The organism is uncultured Aquimarina sp. (assembly GCF_947492405.1).
Taxonomy (GTDB): domain Bacteria; phylum Bacteroidota; class Bacteroidia; order Flavobacteriales; family Flavobacteriaceae; genus Aquimarina.
Genome location: NZ_CANLMP010000001.1, coordinates 704773 through 723680, shown reverse-complemented (window position 1 = coordinate 723680; position 18908 = coordinate 704773). Strand labels below are relative to the sequence as shown.

Below are 18908 nucleotides of genomic sequence, written 5' to 3'. Positions count from 1 at the left end.
TAAAAAACTTGAAAATATTTCCTTATAAAAATTTTAAAAAGAATAAGAATTAATGATTATTTAATAATTATTTGATAGTATGATTTTTGATTTGATAATTATCGGATATAATGAGAAATACCATAAGAATGTTAATAAACTAAATTACTTATTAATTGTTCGTAATGCTTTCTTAACAATATAGGCTGTATCCTTGGTGGTAGAATCACTTTGCCATCGATCACAAACTTTTATCACCCAGTCAGGTCTGGTTTTACTGGCATCATTTAGCCAATTACCAACCGCATCTTTAACATATTTAGAAGTATCAGATTTTAGTGGTTCTAAAATATCTATTGCTTTTTCTGGAGATTCTTTCAGTATATCTATTTTTTTTGTCCAGACACCTACAGGCCGTGTCGCTTCTGCAGCATATCGTCTAATATTTTCATCGGTATCTTTTGTCCAATTAGATAATATCATAATGGCCTGGTCTAGATCCTTAATAATATATTCCTTGGCAGAGAAAATAGCAACTTCTCTAACCCCAAAATGCGTATCAGCTGCATACGGTTTAATCGTATGTAGTCTTTCTGTTATTGACATGTCTATAGCGGCATAATATTGTGCAGCCCAACATCTGGGAACATCAGAAACATGATTAGTCAAATAATTAATAATAGTGGTATCATAAGTAAGCTGTGCAAAAGTCGCACCTATCACTTTTGTATTACTATTAGCACTAGGTTTTTTTTGATTAGAAACGGCTTCGTAAAAACTATCATACCAATCAGATTTATCTAATTGGTCCAATATTTTTTTTAATAATTTTAATTGGTCTACTGCTAACCACTCCATTAAATTAGCGGTTTCGATAAGACCATTATTCAGATAATCGATAACTTCAGGATTGAGATCCTTAAGACTTCTGGCTCCTTTTCGGTTTAAAATATGATCTGGAATCATTTTATCTTGATATTGTGTAATTGGTTTTACGTCTAATAACATACTTAATGAGTTTTAAATATATAACTATTCTTCGAATTGATTAAAAACATCTAGATGGTACATTTGCATAGTCTCTGGTTTAATAACTTCAAAGATTGCTACTGCTTCCGGATTTTTCATAATATCTTCTCCCGCCTTTTTAGCTGCTTCTATATCTGTCCAATATAATAGATCTATATAGTTACCTTGCTCATTACGTGCGGTAGTTCTATCTATAAACCCATCGTATAATTTCACGATATTGTTTAACGAAATTAATGCAGTTTTTACTTCTTCTTTTGAATAATTAGGGTTTGCTTCGAATAATACAACCTCGATTGCGTACGGTTTGTTTTTCATAAGATTTTGGTTTTGACTAAATGTAGTTGCGCAGCATAAAAACATACTAAGCATAATTGTGTGAATTAGGTGATACATTGTTTTTGATTTTAGTCAAAACTACAAGTGACCTATGACAACCTTATGTCAGTAGTAAAATTAATTTCCGTAATATTTTTTAAAATAATCTTCTAACGTGAAAAATTTAGGAGGAAATAAGTCTGAAGTTTCAATTACATTAATGATTCTATCTGTTCTGAACTCGCGATAATCACTACGCAATCTACAGTAAGCAATCATTACCCAAATGGTATTAGTAAAATATACTCCAAGAGGTTCTATAGTTCGTTTGGTATATTCTTGAGATGCGGCGGTATATTCAATCTCCAGAACTCTTAAATCTGTAATCGCTTTTTGAATGACTGATAAGTGTGTACTTGAAGGAGATTTTTTATAAGGAGGGCTAACGATTCTTTTTTCTAAAAGTTCTAATTTTTCTTTTTGAGTTGTGTTCAGAATTGCTTTAACCTTTTCTATTGCTTCATTAAAGTCAGAAATTAGTGACTCATCATTATTTGTTTCTATTATTTTAGAAGCTGTTATCAGAGCATTGGCTTCTTTTTCGCTAAACATAATTGGAGGTAATGAATATCCATCAACCAAAAAATAACCAGTACCAGCTTCTGCTCCTATTGGTACTCCAGCATCGGATAATGCCAACATATCACGATAAATAGTTCGCACACTAACATTAAATTTATCAGCTAAATCTGAAGCTTGAACCACTTTTTTAGATTGTAATTTTACCAGAATCGCCGTTAACCGATGTAATCGTTTCATTATAATTACTTATTCAAGGATTTCTTCTTCATTATCATTTATAGAAGATTCTTCAATTTCACTGAGATCCGTAGTGGTGTTCATTATAAACTCTACTTCTGCATCAGCAGCTGCTTCGATTTCTTCTGGAGTAAGAACTGCTCCTTTTAATCGTTTATCTCGTATCATTCCACCAGTCATAATTAAACTTGTTCCAATAATTACAAATAATAAAATCCCTGGCTCAAATCCTGGAACCATTGCTTCTGCCGGAATTGCATAAAATAACAAAACTGTAATCAAACCTCTTGGTGCAATAAATAATTGCGGAGAAATATCTTTTCCAACAAACAATCGCAATAACCCATATCGAATGACGTAAATAGAAATAATAATCAATATGCTAATTAGTGCAACTTTTAGATTTAATAAAGAAGAAAGTGTTATAGTAATACCAAAGATCACAAAGAACAATGTTCTTACTACAAAAGCAGTTTCTGCGGTAATAACGTGTAGCTCATGATAAATGGCTTTTGCTTTTTCAAAATCTAAAAGACTTTCTAGTTTCCACTGAAAGAATAATTTCATGTTTGCAATTACAAGACCAAAAATCAGTATGATAATTAATGAAGATAAGTGCATTTTTTTACCAACACCATATAATAATAAGAGTACTGCTATTAAAAGAAATAATTTTACCTGGCTTTTAATTTTCTGAAAAATTAGTATGATTCCATAACTAGCAATTAAAGAAATGATAATTGTAATGATCAAATTGAAAGCAAAACCGCTTACACCAGCATCTTCTGCAGGGTTTAATTTACCAGTAAGAAAATAGAACATCATAATTCCCAAAATATCAGAGAAGGTACTCTCGTATACATGAAATTCCTTTTTGGCATCAGATAACCCTGCTACACTTGGTATAATGATCGCACTGGATAAAATAGATAATGGTGTAGCATATAATAATGCGGACTGCCAAGTCATTCCATCAATAAGTGCTTTTAATACTACTGCAGCAACATATGCTGAGGCAACAAGCCCAATTAAAGCAATTGCTAAAGACTTTAGGATTGGTACTAGTTTCTCTCTTTTTAGTTTTAATTCTAATGCAGCCTCTAATACAATCATAATCAAACCTACGATTCCAAGTACCTCTAACATCGGAAAGAAATTGAAAGATCCTTCTCCAAAAGCTTTGATAGCATACTGAATAATAATTCCTAGTATAATGAGCATTAATACTGCAGGAACGTTAGTTTTCTTAGCTATTCCGTTAAAAATAAAAGATAGAATAAGTACTAATGAAACTTCTATAATTAGGTTATACGAGGAGAATATTTCCATTGGTCAGTTTAGGTTGTTTAAGATTGGTTTGGAAAAGATAGTAAAATAATTTAAAGTAGAAACTTCTCACCTTGATACTATCTGTCCTTAATATTTATTTAACGAAATACTCTTTATAAAAAGTGTATTTTAGAAATTCTAAACCTAAAAAAACTCGTTTAATGTCTAACCAAGGATTAATAATAGAAGAACGTAGTCGTGATATTGGTGATTTTCTAGTAGGAAGACTTATTCCATTCAGAAAAAAAAGAATGGTTGGTCCATTTATTTTCATAGATCATATGGGGCCTACAATGATTAAAAAAGGAAAATATATGGATGTCGATCAACATCCTCATATTGGCCTATCTACTTTAACTTATTTATTAGATGGAGAGATGATGCATCGTGATAGTATAGGAACTAATCAACGTATTTCTCCAGGATCTGTAAATTGGATGGTTGCCGGTAAAGGAGTTACACACACAGAACGAACTCCAAGGGATATGCGAGATGGTTCTGAATTCTTAACCCACGGATATCAGATTTGGGTAGCATTACCAAAACATTTAGAAGATATCACTCCTGAGTTTCATCATTTAGACAAAACTGAATTACCAAACTGGGCAGACGGGACTACTGATTTTAAACTAATTGCCGGAAAAGGATATGGTAAAGAATCTCCGTTACCTGTACATTCAGAACTTTTTATGGTAGAAGTGAAAAATAAAGAACGTTATGAATTACAAATAAAAGGTGAATTACAAGGAGAAATTGGCATTTGTATTGTAGAAGGAGAAATACAAGCTTGTGAAAACACTATTACTAAAGGAAATATGTTAGTCTCGAAAATAGAAGATAGTTGTTCTATTATTCTAGAACCAAATACACATCTTCTTCTGTTTGGAGGTCAACCGTTCCCCGAAGAAAGATATATCTATTGGAATTTTGTATCCTCTAGTGAGAAAAAACTAGAAGAAGCAAAAGATCAATGGAGAAAAAAACAATTTCCTAAGGTTACGAATGATGATAGTTATGTGGTAATGCCAGAATAATGTTAATTAATAAGCTGCCAATTCCTGTCTTATCTCCTGCAACGATTTATTGGTGTTAACGAGTTCCATAATGACTTCTTTTCTGAACTCATCTAAATCATCATAGTCGTAATACTTAGCCCATTTATGATCTTCTAAGAGGTTTTTGATTTGTTTAATCAATTTACGAGTAGCATCTACAGGTCTAATAATTGCTATATAATCGTAAGCAGGATTATCCTTATGCTTATAACTCACTGTTTTTGTTTCGAAATCTACTGCGATATAATACGCATCTACATCTTCACTTAAATTTTCTCTAAAATCTGTCCAATCTGCATATCCTAATCGAAGATCATCAATTTCCACAGGAATTTCTGATACTAATCTCCAGTTACATTTAGCAGCTCTTCCCCAATGATTAGATAATCGATATACTCCATTAGTAGTATAATAATACGTACTACCGGATTCACTGCGATAATGGGGTTTTCTTCTGGAGATTTCTCTTAAACGTACTCCCTTAAACACGCAATAGGTGTTTTTAAAGAAATTATTTCGAGTAAATTTCTTAGTTACTATAACTTGTTCTTCCAATGACTTTTTTTTTCCGGAAACAAATAACTTGTTTTTTTAGGAGAAAAAGAAATGAAGTTTTTAACAGTTTATTGTTGGAAATTATATTTTAAACTGATTTTTAATTTAAATAAAAGTAATTCTTCTTTTGGTTCCTAAAAAGGTAAAACAATATCACCTATCAAATGATCAAAGAAAAACTTTATATCATTCTCTCCCAGAGATTTTTTATAACAGAAACCATATTTATCTGCGGTTGAGATTTTATTTAATTTTGTCCAAAAAACTCTAATTCATCAGTATAATTGATATCTACAATCCTTTTTTTATGTACATTAATGATATAATTCATGATTTCATCAGTTTTCATACTATCAATGTGCTCTTTAGAATATAGTTCTGGGAAAAGGTCCATTAACCTATTTTGAATATGAGCGATAAATTTTATTAGATCTTTGCAATATACAGATGGATTATTAAATCCATTTTCCTTTTTAAATCGATGTACCAATCTTCCGCCTTGACAGATATCTCGAATAGGACATTCTAAACATTTAACACATAATTTTGTAGTACTATCTTCGAAATATAGTTTTCCTAATGGTGAGCTTTTAATATCGGAGAAATTGTTATTCAATACATTCATTCCAGATTTAGTAAATCCATGGCCGCAAGCTTTTAAGGAATCAATTGCTTCAATTTCACCATTAGTTTCAATTACTAACACCGCTGATTCGTTGTTAAAAGTTTCTCTAATGCCTAATAACTTATTCATCATCCCAATAAACATTGGTATTTTATATCTATTTGGATCCTTTATCCAAATATCAAATAATGCGATCAACCAATCTGACATTTCACTTTTTCCTGTGTCAAATGGAAAATTATCATGTGTAAAATCAGGGATTAAAAAGTTTACAGAATTTACGTGCATCTTTTTAAAGCTTTCATAAATAGCTTTTGGTTCTTCTTCTATATTAATTACACAAACCGTGTCCGCATACCCTATTTGATTTCTAAGTAATCGTACTGCGTCAAAAACTTTATTATAGCTTCCATTACCTTTATGATCTACACGAAACATATCGTGAGCTTTTTTGGTGCCATCTACACTAATACTTGGATACATCTGTAACTCTCTAAATAATGCGCACCAATCTTCATCAATCAAAACCCCGTTGGTCTGAATATCATATCTAAAAACAACATCTTGCAATTCTTTTTTAATACTATTCGCTTTAGTGATAAAAGTTCTATAGAAATTCTTTTCTATTAATAAGGGTTCTCCTCCGTGAAATATAAATGAAAACTCTTTTTTATTATACTTTAGAATATATTTTTTAGTCTTTTCTAGAATCGAGTCAATCATATCATAAGACATGAATTTAGGTTGTCCTTTATAAGTAGTATCTCCTAGATTATACATAAAACAATAAGAACAATTAAGATTACATCTACTGGCAACTTTGAGTATTAAGGCATCGAATTGCATAATCTGTATTTTATTGAAGTTAAACGAGTTTATTAAATATACTAAGCGAAGTTCAGAGATAATATGGTGTACAAGTAAGTTCCCTCTGGCTTCGCCTAGTATTTTATGGATTGACAAATCAATCCTTTTCTATATCCGAATCTTAAATAGCTATCATTAGAGTTCTTTAGATATAGTTCTAAGAAAACAAATAACTATTTCTTAATCGTCTATCTACGCTCAATAGGCAGTCCGACAGCAATCGGAACACATTTCTTTAATGTTTCTGACCAAACCTGACCATCCGCACATCTTCTACCACCGCTAGTTGGATAATATATTACTACGGGTACATCAATTGTTCCTCCTAAAATAGTTTCCAAGTTTTTAAGCTCCTTTGTAGAAAATTTGTCTAAGCCACTGGGTAATAAGAATACCTTTTTCATTATTTGTATGTTTAGATTTTGCCTACTCTTTATGATTTTCGGCGACCTCAAGAAAGTTGTATTTATCAAGCGCGCTTTTTGATACTACACCTTTATATACACCGATCATTAATTTGTTACCTTTTATTATTAAAATTGAGAAAAACTACATTTATCAACAGCTTTGCAAAATCTGCTATCACATTCACTAACAAAACACTGTAAACAAGACGCTTAACAAAGGTTTTTAATAGAATTAATGTTGTTTAAAAACTCATAAAAACCTCAAAAACAAGACATTTAAATTAATTTACAATTACTTTTTTATTCTAGATTTTATCTTTAGGTAAACAATACATTCGAACTGAAAAATCCCTATTTTTTTAAATAATTTTGAACCATCATTAACCAATTTTATTTAATCAAAAAGTTCATAAAATGAAAAAAATCACATTAAAACTTAGTCTTATCGCTTGTTCGTTTGTATTTATTACAAGTTGTCAAAAAGAAGAAATCGAGACACCCGAGATTCAAAACTCTTCTAATCCTAAGCAGTTTGTTACTGTTAAAGATGTTTCTAATGAACAAGAAACAATGCTATTGCTAGAAGAATTACAAAAAAAACAAAAGAATGAAACATCATTAATGAAAAGAGTAGGTTGCACACTAGATAGCGATATTGGCTGCGGTAGTGATGCTGCTTTAGAAATAGAAGAATATATTAATGCTTCAGGATGTATTAGTTATCCTGTAGGAGTTATTATATTTCCAATAGAGGCTCAACAATTTACTTATAACTATTCTTATTATATAGATGGCGATTCTGATATTAATATGGATAGATATCAATTTCAGTTCGAAGCTCATATTGCTGATATCCAGAGACAAATCAGACCAAAGAAAATTTCTTTTATAAATGCTGATGCTTCTAATAGATGTTTTAATGAAAGAGGTTGGAACGTAGACAATGTTGTATATACCGTATTTTTAGGAAATTAATACTTTATCTTCTTTATAATACACCTACCAGATACAGTACATAAACAAACCCTGCGAGATTCTATCGTAGGGTTTCTAGGTTTAGAAACTTAAAATGAATAGATCTGATTTCTATATAAAATATTTAGAAGCCTGACTTAAGCGTGCATTAGTTTTCTCCAAGATACACCCAATGACCATTTTCTTTAACAAATGCGGAATTTTCATGAATAACTTCTAACGTGCCATTTTCAAAGTAAAATGCCTTGAACTCCACGGTACCCTCTTCATCGGATGCTAATCCTTTAGAAGTATGTAACACTTCTAACTTGATCCATTTTACAGATTTTGCCCACTTTACAATAGATTTCTTTTCTTTAATAGGGCGGGTCGAGCTGTGGTGGCTTTTCATTAAATAATCACCGTTCGCTAAGACAAAAGCGGTATAACGAGATCTCATTAAGTCTTCTGCTACTAATGCTTGTGTTATATCTTTATGGACACTGCCACAACAAACATCATAACCCTGTAATCTTCCGCAATAGCATTTACTCTTTCTCTGGTTCATTTTGCTTAGACTCATTAACTTTTTGTACAATTGCCTTTAACCGTTGTGCTCTAAGTTCTTTTTCTTTTCTGAGCTTATTTTTTTTACGATTCATAAGTTTTGTATGCTTCGCCTTATTCTGAGTATTTTTTTCTCTTCCTTTTTTAGCCATTTTACTTAATACCAGATGGTTTAATCCTTAAAAATAGAGAATAAAATTTTCTTAATTCTATTATTTCCATTTTTTCAAAACAGCGTTAATATCGGATCGGATATCTGATCTAATTTCTTTTTTCCCTTTTCCTTTACCAAACTGTTGATCATAGCTGGTTTCAGTATGTCGAATATGTGCTTCTACAGCCAAATCGATCATCTTCGGATCAAATTCTTTTGCATTTGCAGTCCTTCCTACTCTACCACTATGTTTTTCACAGGCATGCATGGCAATCGCGAATTCTCTTTTCTCTGGGCAATTGGGATACTGAGCTCTAATTGCTAATGCAAAATTAAATACAAACTCACGATCCTTTTGCTCCCTTACCACTGCAGCTTTCTTATTTTTAAGATCTCTAGAAGCTTGATCTTTTTCACATTCTAATCGAGCTTTTTCTATAGCAATTTCCTCTACCAACTGTCCCCTACGTTCATATCGTTTTCTACGTTGATTCCAGGCAAGAACAACTCCACAAAGTGTGGAGTGTTTTTTAGATCTTCTGGTCATTGCTACATTTCCTGGCGGTAATAGCACATATCCTACAAAAGGAGAGCAACTAAAACAAGTGCCTTTATGATTTTCACTTTCTGCAACAAAGGATTTACCTAATGGAATTTTTTTGTGACAAGAAATACAACGTAGTTTTTCTTTTTTAGTAAGAAAGATATTTTGAGAAACAGTAGCCAATACTATATACTTTTCTGTTGCGAAAATAAGATATTATTCTATTTTTTTATTAATTATCAAGACTAGTTTAGTTGTTTTTTTGATGAATTTACAAGTAATAAATGGGGAATTATTAGCTTTTTTGTGTTTTTATGTTTGTTTTCTTACGGTTTTTCCGTAGATTGTGCTTGCCTTAAATCTTAAAAACCCTGCTTATGCAAAAAACTACCTTAGAAAAACGTTTTAATTCACAAGACTTATCGGAAAAATATCATCACATTTGGAATAAAGGAATTCATTTGTTTTCTATCAATGATGCCAATCGTGATTTTTATTACAGTGTCTTTTATATAGATTTCTTATTTGCTGAAATAATATATAATAAACTGAATGGTGAAATTCTAGCTATAAAAAGTTTTACAGATAAAGCTAAATTAATGTTCTATTTACGAGAAGATTTTAATTAAGCTTTCATTATTTTTTTGAGCGTATGAGTACAATGAGACTTAGTTTAGTTTCTTTATTAGAACATTTTACCCCACTTATTGTAATCAAATTTGAATATTTTGCCCTAAATAATTCACCAAATTTCTCAGTACTTATATGCTCATTAATAGTATTTTAAAAATTCTGCTATTACAATAATGATATAGATCCAAAAATTATATAATAAAGTATAACCCAGTCCAAAGCCCATACTTTTTACTAGGTTTCCCTTACAAATTGGAGATTTTTTAAAAACCAAACGTAACGCTCTAAAAAAAATCCAATATAGCATTGCTAAAAATATAAGTACCATCGTCCATAATATGCCCCCAAATAACCATAATAATACTCCTATTATTATGGTTATTAAAATCCACAGTAAAATACCTAATACCATTTCTTCTATTCCATCAGTAAAATCAGGTAACTCTGGTGATGAAACATCAAAAACATCAGATATACCTTCCGTACCAAGATCTAAACGATCTGTTATTTTTCCTAGATTATCTTTTAATTTTATACCATTATACAATCCAATGGTTATAAAAAGAAAGAATACTAATGATAGTATCGTTGTTGATAGTATCGAATTTTCGATAATTGTTCTTTCTTTCCCCAGTCCAAATTGCCAGACAGATAGTATTGTAAGAAAAATTACCAATAGAGTGATATAAAATATTCCCTTAGTAGTTATGTAATTTAGTCTAGGCTTCTTTTTAAGACTCATATACTCACAAACTATAATTATCCATATAATGTTATAAATTGGTTCTAAATGCTTTTTGCAATTTAGCGGCCTGTTCAGTAGGAATTCCTGCTTTATTAGCGTAGTGACTCCAATTATGTACTACTTCTAAAATTTGTGTTATTTCGGCCTTACTATTTTTATAACTTATTTTATCTCCTACTTTAAGCAAGTCACTTAATCTAAAATCATCTCTTTTCCCATTGATGGACATCTGGTGCATACTAGTCCATATTCCCGTAGGGTTATAGGAATACGTAATATCATATGCTGGAGCTAGTTTCCAGACTCCTTGTTTATCCATTAAGAATGAAATATTTTTGGTATGGTCATCTTGATTTCTGGCAATAACATTTAGCAACATCCTTTTATATAATTGAATAGCATCCTGATGAGGTAACCTAAGCTGTCTCATAATTTCGAAAGCATTTTCATAGGAATATGCTCCTGGCGATTTATAATCAAAATGAGCTAGTGAGCATAAGGTCTGCATATGCAGCTTCTCATTATTAGGTAATCGATCAAATCTTTTGGTCATAAAGTGCGCGCGATTGTGTTCTTCAAACAATCGAGAATGTTCCATATCAATTCCACAATCCAATGCCATCAAATAATAGGCGTACTCTATCCTTCCGTATCCTTGTGGATCACCAAGAGATACATCATTTACTCCATCAAATTTAAAAAGGTAATGCTCGAATCCTTTAGGAACATTGGTTTGTCCAGATCTAATTTCATTCGTTGCTGAATTAAACGCAATAATTGCTTTTGCTCTTTGTCCTCCTGCAGAAGTACCTACTTTAATTAATTCATTCAGATGTTCAGTTTCAGAAATATTTAATTCTATTTTTTCACGCGAGCTCAATACTTTTTGGGCAAGCGTTACGAGTTTATCTATTTCTACAGTACTTGATATTTTTTTACCAATATTTCTTGCTGGTTGAAACTCCAAAGCTCCCATTCCACGAGTTCCAATATAACATAATCGATCCAAGGGTGTGAATTGCGCTTTAGGAATATCATTAAGTAATAACCATTGATCAATCAAGCGATTCCCAAAATCATCAGGTAATACATCTGATAACATTCCGGGCAATCCTTTATAAGTATCTTCATTAAGACGAGGAAAGCTATATATTCGCTTCTCAGCATTAAGGATGGGCATATGTATAGGTGAAACATCTAAATTGCTTCTTAAGAAATCAGAAAAAAACTCAAAAGAAGCATATTTTTTATCTGCATCCCAACTTAAAGCACCTAATTCTTGCCCCCAAAGTGTTATTTTGATAACATCTACCATGATGATTTATTTGGTTTACTTTTAGAGCTTCCTGAAGCCCTTTCTCTTTCTTTTCCTTTTAATTTTAGTAATTCAATAGGACTAATTCCCGGATCCGGCAAAAACAAACTCAACGCATCAAGTTCCCCTAAAGCCCTTAAAATCTGAACAAAAGTGAGTAACGTTGTTGCTTTACCAGATTCAAAATTTTTAATCGTCTGCACATGGACTCCTGCCCTTTTAGAAAGTTCTTCTTGAGTAATATTAAGATTGAGTCTTCTTTTTTTTACACGTTGTGTAAGTTCAGATAACACATCATCATCAGAAAATCTACTTAAATCCATATTCTTAATTTAACGTATATTAAAATATACTTTGTAATTCTTTAAATATTTTTAAGTATAAAAAATTATACTTAATAAAATTATCTATTACAAATATAACAAAGTATATAATAATATACGTTAAAAATGAAATAATATTTCAAAGTATATAAAAGTATACTTTAAAGTTAGGTGTTGATTGATATAAATATATTAACCACCAACAGATTAAGCACTAATAAAAACAGTTAAAAACCCCTTTTTAAACATATTTTATATGCTTATTTTTAACTAATAACGTATTCACTCCTAAACACCCGTCTAAATTGCCTCTAAAATAACGAGGTATGCAAAATTATGTTCGATTACGAAGTATAAGTTTATTCATTATACTCATTCTATGTTGTCAAGGTTGTATGTCAACCCGCGTTGTCAGCGAGTATGATAATGATTCTGTCGTAAAACACACTAAAACTTCCTGGAGTTATGCCTGGGGATTGGTAACACCAAAGGATATTGATCCCGATTGCGAATCTAAACGAATGAGCTCGGTTACCAGCTCTACTAATTTAGGTTATATTCTTATATCAGCAATAACAATTGGTATCGTAGTACCACAGACTGTAGCATGGGAATGTGCTCCAATAGACACTCCTATTGAAGACTTGTAATTCACACAAATTAAAAACAATCAAAATGGCATTACCAAAAGGTATAGAAATACTACCAATCACATCCTGGGAAAACAGACATCAGAATTTTACCCAAAAACTTACTAAGGACGCTTCTTTTAAAATTAGAAATGATCATTCCTTATCTAAAAGCTCTGAAAAATACAAAGCAACTACTAAAAATATTCAATGGCTGATTGGCCATGCAATCAAAAACAAAATCCGACTCAGAGCAATGGGTAGTGGTTGGTCTTTTTCTAAAGTTGCAGTGTCTGAAGGGGGTATCATTGATACTAAATCATTACGTCTCTCTTTCTCTGTTTCCAAATCGTATGTTGCAGATAATTATTTAAACAAAGGCGGAACACCAGAAAACTTATTTTTCACACAATGTGGGATGTCAATACTACAATTAAATTCAAAACTTGAAAAGGAAAAAAGACCCAATAGATCTATCAAAGCTTCTGGAGCGAGTAACGGGCAAACCATTGCCGGTGCTTTATCAACAGGAACACATGGGGCAGCATTTAATGTTGGATCATTACAGGATTTTGTGGTTGGATTACATTTAATCGTTGGTAAGGGCAGACATATTTGGCTAGAACGTCAGTCTAATCCGGTAATGTCAGATAAATTTGTTGATTGGTTAGGAGCAGAACGAATTCAGGATGACACTATGTTCAATTCGGCTATAGTAAGTTTTGGTAGTTTTGGCTTTATTCATGGAGTATTGATAGAAACAGAACCTAAGTTTTTATTAGAAGAACATCGTATTGATAAAATTGCCTATAACGATGCTTTGAAACATACGATGACTACACAGGATTTTTCTGCTATTCAGAATTTACTTCCTTTTCCGCAGTTTTCTTCTGATCGAGAATTATATCATTTTGAAGTACTTGTTAATCCTTATGATTTTAAACCTAACGATATAGATAAAGGAGTCTTCATCAAAGTCGCGTATAAACGAAAATACAGAGATGATTATATTCGCAGAACTAGAGACAGTAACGGATTAACATACGGCGACGATCTATTAGGGCTTATACAAACTATGATGGATAGCTTAGGAGCTTTGTCTGTAAAATTAGTACCAAGTTTAGTTAACCTATTGTTTCCTCTTGCGTACAAAGAAACAGCAGCATTAGAAGGTACTATAGGTGAGACTTATAACAATACGAAGTTTAGAGGAAAAGTAGCAAGTGCAGCGTTAGGCATAGATATTAAAGATAGCGTAAGAGTTACGCAGGAAATATTAAATATTATTGAAGGAGGTGATCCTTTTCCTGGCGGGATTTCCTTACGCTATGTAAAAGGAACTAAGGCATTATTAGGTTTTACAAAATTCCCAAAAACCTGTGTATTAGAATTGGATGGTGTAGATTCAGAAGTTACTAGAAATTTCTATAAAAAAATATGGAATCGACTTGAAGCAAAGAATATTCCTTACACATTACATTGGGGCAAAATAAATTTCAATCTCAATTTTAACAGGATACAAAAAATGTATGGTGCTGCTACTGTACAACATTGGATAGATTCTCGGAATGAATTATTAAATGATGATACAAGAGAAGTATTCACAAACAAGTTTGTAGAGCAATGTGGACTGAACAAAAAACCTGGAGTGATAGTTTAGGTGATTTGTTTTAAAAAACTACAAATCAAATATTTGTAATCTATTTTGTTTTATAAAACATATTAAGAATCAATCCAATAATTACCATAGCAGTACCCAACACACTTAACAAAGGATACTTATCACTAAACAAGAAAATTCCTGCAATCATGGTAAAAATCACTTCCATATATTTTAGAGAAACCACTTTATTAGTAACCTGCGATTGAAAAGCTTTTGTCATAAACAATTGACCAAAATAACCAAAAACACCTAAACTTAATAACAACGCCCACTCCATCCCTTCTGGTGTTTTTTTCCAGTTAAAAACGGAAAGAACTCCTCCTAAGATTGTTGCAATCCACATAAAATAATTAACAATGACCACTGGATGATCTCGTAAACCTATCTTATTAATTAAGACATACACAACACCGCTAAATAAAGCAGATAAAACAATTAGCAACAACCCAAAAGAATTAATATCAGCATCAAAACCTTTAATGATCAAAACACCACAAAAGGCAAGTAAGAAAAATAACCATTGTATATTTTTTACCTTTTCTCTTAGAAATATAACCGCCAATAAGGTTGCGAAAATTGGAGAAAGATATCTAAGAGAAACTGCAGAACCTATTTTAAGATACTCTACAGACATAAAAAACAATCCCATAGAGGTCACTCCTGCTAAACCACGAAATATGAGTAATCCCTTTTGATTACCAAGAATAGAAATCTTATGATAGAACAAAAATGGCATTGTAAAGAACAATGTACCTATTGATCTAAAAAACACAAGCTGATATGCACTAAAACCAACTAGATATTTAACGAGTAAATTCATAGCCGTAAAGGATATGGTACTCAGGATCATGAAATAGATGGCTTTTTTCAAATATTTTTTGTTTTAATATATATTAGATACACGCTACAGGAATCAAAGATAAAACTTGTTACACTATCATTGTACCAAATCAAAATACATTATTCTAAAAAATAGATCTGGTTTACTAATAATTTTCATTTTTTTGGCTTTCTTTTTGATAATAAAAAAACAGGAAATGTAATGATGAAAACAATATGACATTATGAGATTGGTTAAATCAACTGTCGTTTTAAATTATTTTCATTAATTTGACCCTGTATTTAAAGCCCCTAATCACCTATGAAAAAAGTGTTCTTCATACTTGTATTACTACTATTTAAAGGCATTTATGCTCAGGTATACACGATTCAGGATGCAGAACAAAAATTCCCCATATCATACGCAACTATCTCATTTGGAAATGGTAATGGGTTATTTGCTGATGCTGATGGAGTTTTTAAATTTTCTAAAAAAAGATATAAGGATATTGATTCTTTATTTATATCAGCACTTGGATATAAAGAAAAAGGACTGAGCACTAAAAGCTTACCTAAAACAATTATACTAACGCCAGATATAGCAGAGCTTCAGGAAGTAGTAGTAAAAGCAGAAAATTTAGGTAAATACAGAACAAAAAGAAAGAGTTCTAAAGTACATGATGATTATTTTAGATGCTGGCTACCAACTGTTGAGTCCGAAATTGCTGTATTTTTTCCCAGAGATCCTTTAAAATCAACTAAAATAGCTTCGGTATTTTTACCAGTTATGATGGAGTCTTCGCGAGGTTCTTCTTCAGGAAAGAAACAATCTTTCTCTACCTTGTTTAAGATGCAGTTTTATGAAAACAACAACAATTCTCCAGGTAAAAGACTTCCTAATGAGGATATTATTTTTAGAATAACAAACAAGGATAAAACCAATTTTGAACTTGATATTACTGAATATAAAGTTTTTATCCCTAAAAATGGAATATTTGTTTCTATTCAAGTATTAGGATACACTGATAAAGATGGAAAATTACAACATACTAAAAAATATCATGAAGTAGAAACTCGTAAAGGTATTGTGAAAGTTTCTACCACATTCAGACCTTTACTTCCATTCACTGACAAGATTGAAGATAACATTACCTTCACAAGAAGAATATTCTTTAAAAATCGTAGCTGGCAACGTTTTGATGAAAAGTATAGTGAAAATAACATTTTGATTCAAAAAGGGTTTATGAATTACGGTATGGGCATAAAAATGCACGTATATGAGAAATAATTTTGAGGATAATTAAAATATGGTAATTGTACTATTCTTTGCAATACTGTTGGCTCTATGTTTTGTGTTCGTTTTGCTGAGGTATAGTATTGCATATCCTGAAATTATTAAAGGTACATCCATTGTTAAATACAAATTAATCGATTTAGGACAACATGACTTATTCAAATATTCAATTGAATCTATCATTTTAAAAAAAAGAAGAGTCTTTCTAAAAACCCCTGTAAGTGATATCGAATGGATCTACGTCAATACCTTAGATTACAAAAAGTTATATCCAGAAAGTCCTTTAAAAATGAAAGAAAAAAACTATTCTATTAGGTTTAATTTCCAAACAAAACGTTTAGTTTTTGGTGGTTACAGAAGTACTAAAATTATCTCTACAGAAAAGATTAATAAAAAACCTGAAATACTCAAATCTTAAAAAAACAAAGTATTAGAGATAAATTACTGATATAGCTAATCCAAAAAAGATCGTTTCTTATTATACTGAACAGCAACTTCTAACAAGTTTTCCTGAACCGTTTTGTTTTCTGTATATCCTACTGCATCTTCAATATTAAGAAAATTATGATGACTACCTAAAGTATCTGTAAACCCAGATCTTTTAAGAAAATCTCTTACCGGTCCAATAGTGCCTGAGATTAATAATTGAATCCCAAGCTCTTCTAAATATTGATGTACATCTTCCAAAATATGTAATCCTGTACTATCGATATCATTAATATTCGTACTATCTAATATTAAAAACTCAGGTAATGTATCTCGTTTCTCTACACGATTAAGAATTGCATCCTTAAAATAACCCGTATTGGCAAAATATAATTGATCATCAAAACGGATAATCAAATATTTGGAAGATCGTTTTGCTTCAGGAAACCTATGGATGTTACGGTAATAATTGGTTCCCGGAATATTTACTAACTCTGCGACATGAGGTCTGGAGCTATAATATTGAAGGAAAATATAAGATAATATGACACCAATAAAAATTCCATTTTCTACCCCAAAAACTAAGGTTCCTACAAAAGTAATAATCATTACAATGAATTCTCTTCTTCGAAGTTTCAGAAGATACCTGGCTTCACTAAAATTAATCAAACCAAAAACCGAAACTAATATAATAGCTGCCAAAACCGCTTTCGGTATATAATAGAAAAAAGATGTTAAAAACAATAAAGAAATAACCACCATAATCACGGTAATTATAGAAGAAATAGTCGTCTTCCCTCCTGCTTCATCATTAATAGCGGACCTACTATAACTCCCAGACGATGGAATAGCCTGAAAAAATGCTCCTACCAATTTAGCAATCCCTAAGGCTAATAATTCTTGATTAGGTCGAACCACATGATCTCTGTTCTTCATTTCTAAAGACTTAGCAATACCAATGCTACCTACATACCCTATAAAAGTAACTGTAAATACTGAGGGTATTAAAGCTACCATCGAATCATAATTCATTTCGGGAATCGTAAAAGATGGCAACCCTTTTGGAACATCTTCAATTACTGAAAGACCTAAATTTTTTAGATCAAAAAAAATGGTGATAACTGTACTAATAATCAACACAAAAAGCGCTCCTGGAAACGATTTTTTCCATCTCTTTAAGATAAGCATTATTAGTATTGAGCCTACACACATAAAGAATGTTATGAGATGTATTGACGAAACATTTTGTACGACATACCATAATGATTGATGGGTATAATCAAAATTTGGAATGTCTATGCCTAGTGATTCACCAAGCTGAGAAATAATAATAATGATAGCTGCTGCAGATATAAACCCAGAAATTACTGGTTGAGAAATAAGATTAACTAAGAACCCCATTCTTAATAAGCTTAATACTATTTGCAATATCCCAATCAACAACCCGGAAAAAACAACTAAATTGGTGAATTCCTGAGTAAATGGAGTGGCAATCTGGCTAACGCCACTCATTACTAAAATTGCAGTAACAGCTACAGGGCCAATACTTAATTGTCTTGATGTGCCAAAAAAAGCATACAAAATCAAAGGGATTAAACAGGCATATAACCCATAAATCGGAGGAGTTCCCATTAATAGAGCATATGCAATAGCTTGAGGAATGAGAATTACTCCAACAGTAATACCTGCGATAGCATCAGAATTAAAAGTAGTTTTATTATAACCTTTAAAAGAGGTTAAAATAGGAAGTATTTTGTGCAAAGCTTTGACGGTTATTAAATTTTGAATTGTATGGTAAATCTACGATAGTTTAAGATTTTATACTATAAATGAATTACAAAAAGCATTCATGTTTTTTG

The 18908-nt window shown here is 31.4% G+C and carries 21 protein-coding genes; 7 read left to right on the top strand and 14 right to left on the bottom strand.

The window, feature by feature from the left end; translation table 11 throughout:
- Nucleotides 1-144 precede the first annotated feature (144 nt).
- From Q0829_RS03235 to Q0829_RS03220, 4 genes are all read right to left on the bottom strand, one after another.
- Nucleotides 145-987: a DNA alkylation repair protein gene (locus Q0829_RS03235; RefSeq protein WP_298539864.1), complete on the bottom strand. Its 843-nt coding sequence runs from the start codon at nt 985-987 to the stop codon at nt 145-147.
- Between the two features lie 24 nt (nt 988-1011).
- Complete coding sequence (locus Q0829_RS03230; protein WP_298539862.1) at nt 1012-1326, bottom strand: hypothetical protein; 315 nt, start codon at nt 1324-1326, stop codon at nt 1012-1014.
- Nucleotides 1327-1464: 138 nt separating this feature from the next.
- Nucleotides 1465-2145 (bottom strand): YafY family protein, encoded by a 681-nt coding sequence (locus Q0829_RS03225; protein WP_298539860.1) that lies wholly within the window; start codon nt 2143-2145, stop codon nt 1465-1467.
- Between the two features lie 9 nt (nt 2146-2154).
- Nucleotides 2155-3474, bottom strand: a complete 1320-nt coding sequence (locus tag Q0829_RS03220; RefSeq protein ID WP_298539858.1) for a cation:proton antiporter — start codon at nt 3472-3474, stop codon at nt 2155-2157.
- A 161-nt stretch (nt 3475-3635) separates the two neighbouring features.
- Here Q0829_RS03220 and Q0829_RS03215 point away from each other — a divergent pair, with 161 nt between their 5' ends.
- Nucleotides 3636-4508: a pirin family protein gene (locus Q0829_RS03215; RefSeq protein WP_298539856.1), complete on the top strand. Its 873-nt coding sequence runs from the start codon at nt 3636-3638 to the stop codon at nt 4506-4508.
- Between the two features lie 6 nt (nt 4509-4514).
- Here the strand turns inward: Q0829_RS03215 and Q0829_RS03210 are convergent, their stop codons facing one another.
- The 3 genes from Q0829_RS03210 to Q0829_RS03200 form a co-directional block, all read right to left on the bottom strand.
- Nucleotides 4515-5084, bottom strand: a complete 570-nt coding sequence (locus Q0829_RS03210) for a hypothetical protein (protein ID WP_298539853.1) — start codon at nt 5082-5084, stop codon at nt 4515-4517.
- A gap of 247 nt (nt 5085-5331) precedes the next feature.
- A complete protein-coding gene (locus Q0829_RS03205; protein WP_298539852.1) occupies nt 5332-6555 on the bottom strand; it encodes a radical SAM protein in 1224 nt (407 codons plus the stop codon).
- Between the two features lie 209 nt (nt 6556-6764).
- Nucleotides 6765-6980: a hypothetical protein gene (locus tag Q0829_RS03200; protein ID WP_298539850.1), complete on the bottom strand. Its 216-nt coding sequence runs from the start codon at nt 6978-6980 to the stop codon at nt 6765-6767.
- Nucleotides 6981-7397: 417 nt separating this feature from the next.
- Between Q0829_RS03200 and Q0829_RS03195 the strand changes: the two genes are divergently transcribed.
- Entirely contained in the window at nt 7398-7958 is a 561-nt protein-coding gene (locus Q0829_RS03195; RefSeq protein ID WP_298539848.1) for a hypothetical protein, read from the top strand.
- 148 nt (nt 7959-8106) lie between these two features.
- Here the strand turns inward: Q0829_RS03195 and Q0829_RS03190 are convergent, their stop codons facing one another.
- Together Q0829_RS03190 and Q0829_RS03185 are read right to left on the bottom strand one after the other, a co-directional pair.
- Nucleotides 8107-8397: a YchJ family metal-binding protein gene (locus Q0829_RS03190; protein WP_366892763.1), complete on the bottom strand. Its 291-nt coding sequence runs from the start codon at nt 8395-8397 to the stop codon at nt 8107-8109.
- Between the two features lie 319 nt (nt 8398-8716).
- Nucleotides 8717-9385 carry a DUF2293 domain-containing protein gene (locus tag Q0829_RS03185; RefSeq protein ID WP_298539844.1) on the bottom strand — a complete coding sequence of 223 codons (669 nt, stop codon included), beginning with the start codon at nt 9383-9385 and terminating at the stop codon, nt 8717-8719.
- 194 nt (nt 9386-9579) lie between these two features.
- Between Q0829_RS03185 and Q0829_RS03180 the strand changes: the two genes are divergently transcribed.
- The gene (locus Q0829_RS03180) at nt 9580-9831 is read left to right on the top strand and encodes a hypothetical protein (protein WP_298539842.1); all 252 of its coding nucleotides are present in this window, start codon (nt 9580-9582) and stop codon (nt 9829-9831) included.
- 143 nt (nt 9832-9974) lie between these two features.
- On the opposite strand, the gene Q0829_RS03175 is transcribed toward Q0829_RS03180, so the two are convergent.
- Genes Q0829_RS03175 through Q0829_RS03165 form a run of 3 tightly spaced genes read right to left on the bottom strand, consistent with a single transcriptional unit; the run spans nt 9975 to nt 12218 of the window.
- On the bottom strand, nt 9975-10577 hold the full coding sequence (locus tag Q0829_RS03175) for a hypothetical protein (RefSeq protein ID WP_298539840.1): 603 nt from the start codon (nt 10575-10577) through the stop codon (nt 9975-9977).
- A gap of 31 nt (nt 10578-10608) precedes the next feature.
- On the bottom strand, nt 10609-11895 hold the full coding sequence (locus Q0829_RS03170; RefSeq protein ID WP_298539838.1) for a type II toxin-antitoxin system HipA family toxin: 1287 nt from the start codon (nt 11893-11895) through the stop codon (nt 10609-10611).
- Nucleotides 11889-12218: a helix-turn-helix transcriptional regulator gene (locus Q0829_RS03165; protein ID WP_298539835.1), complete on the bottom strand. Its 330-nt coding sequence runs from the start codon at nt 12216-12218 to the stop codon at nt 11889-11891. Before Q0829_RS03165 ends, Q0829_RS03170 begins: the two co-directional genes overlap by 7 nt.
- 326 nt (nt 12219-12544) lie before the next feature.
- On the opposite strand from Q0829_RS03165, the gene Q0829_RS03160 reads away from it, so the two are divergent.
- Nucleotides 12545-12868, top strand: coding sequence for a hypothetical protein (locus Q0829_RS03160; RefSeq protein ID WP_298539833.1), 324 nt, complete (start codon nt 12545-12547; stop codon nt 12866-12868).
- Between the two features lie 25 nt (nt 12869-12893).
- Nucleotides 12894-14507: an FAD-binding protein gene (locus Q0829_RS03155; RefSeq protein WP_298539831.1), complete on the top strand. Its 1614-nt coding sequence runs from the start codon at nt 12894-12896 to the stop codon at nt 14505-14507.
- A gap of 40 nt (nt 14508-14547) precedes the next feature.
- Here Q0829_RS03155 and Q0829_RS03150 read toward each other — a convergent pair whose 3' ends face one another.
- On the bottom strand, nt 14548-15381 hold the full coding sequence (locus Q0829_RS03150; RefSeq protein WP_298539829.1) for a DMT family transporter: 834 nt from the start codon (nt 15379-15381) through the stop codon (nt 14548-14550).
- Between the two features lie 270 nt (nt 15382-15651).
- Here Q0829_RS03150 and Q0829_RS03145 point away from each other — a divergent pair, with 270 nt between their 5' ends.
- Nucleotides 15652-16617, top strand: coding sequence for a hypothetical protein (locus Q0829_RS03145; RefSeq protein ID WP_298539827.1), 966 nt, complete (start codon nt 15652-15654; stop codon nt 16615-16617).
- Nucleotides 16618-16636: 19 nt separating this feature from the next.
- Nucleotides 16637-17041 (top strand): hypothetical protein, encoded by a 405-nt coding sequence (locus Q0829_RS03140; RefSeq protein ID WP_298539825.1) that lies wholly within the window; start codon nt 16637-16639, stop codon nt 17039-17041.
- A gap of 35 nt (nt 17042-17076) precedes the next feature.
- Here Q0829_RS03140 and sulP read toward each other — a convergent pair whose 3' ends face one another.
- The gene (gene sulP, locus Q0829_RS03135; RefSeq protein WP_298539823.1) at nt 17077-18810 is read right to left on the bottom strand and encodes a SulP family inorganic anion transporter; all 1734 of its coding nucleotides are present in this window, start codon (nt 18808-18810) and stop codon (nt 17077-17079) included.
- Between the last annotated feature and the right edge of the window lie 98 nt (nt 18811-18908).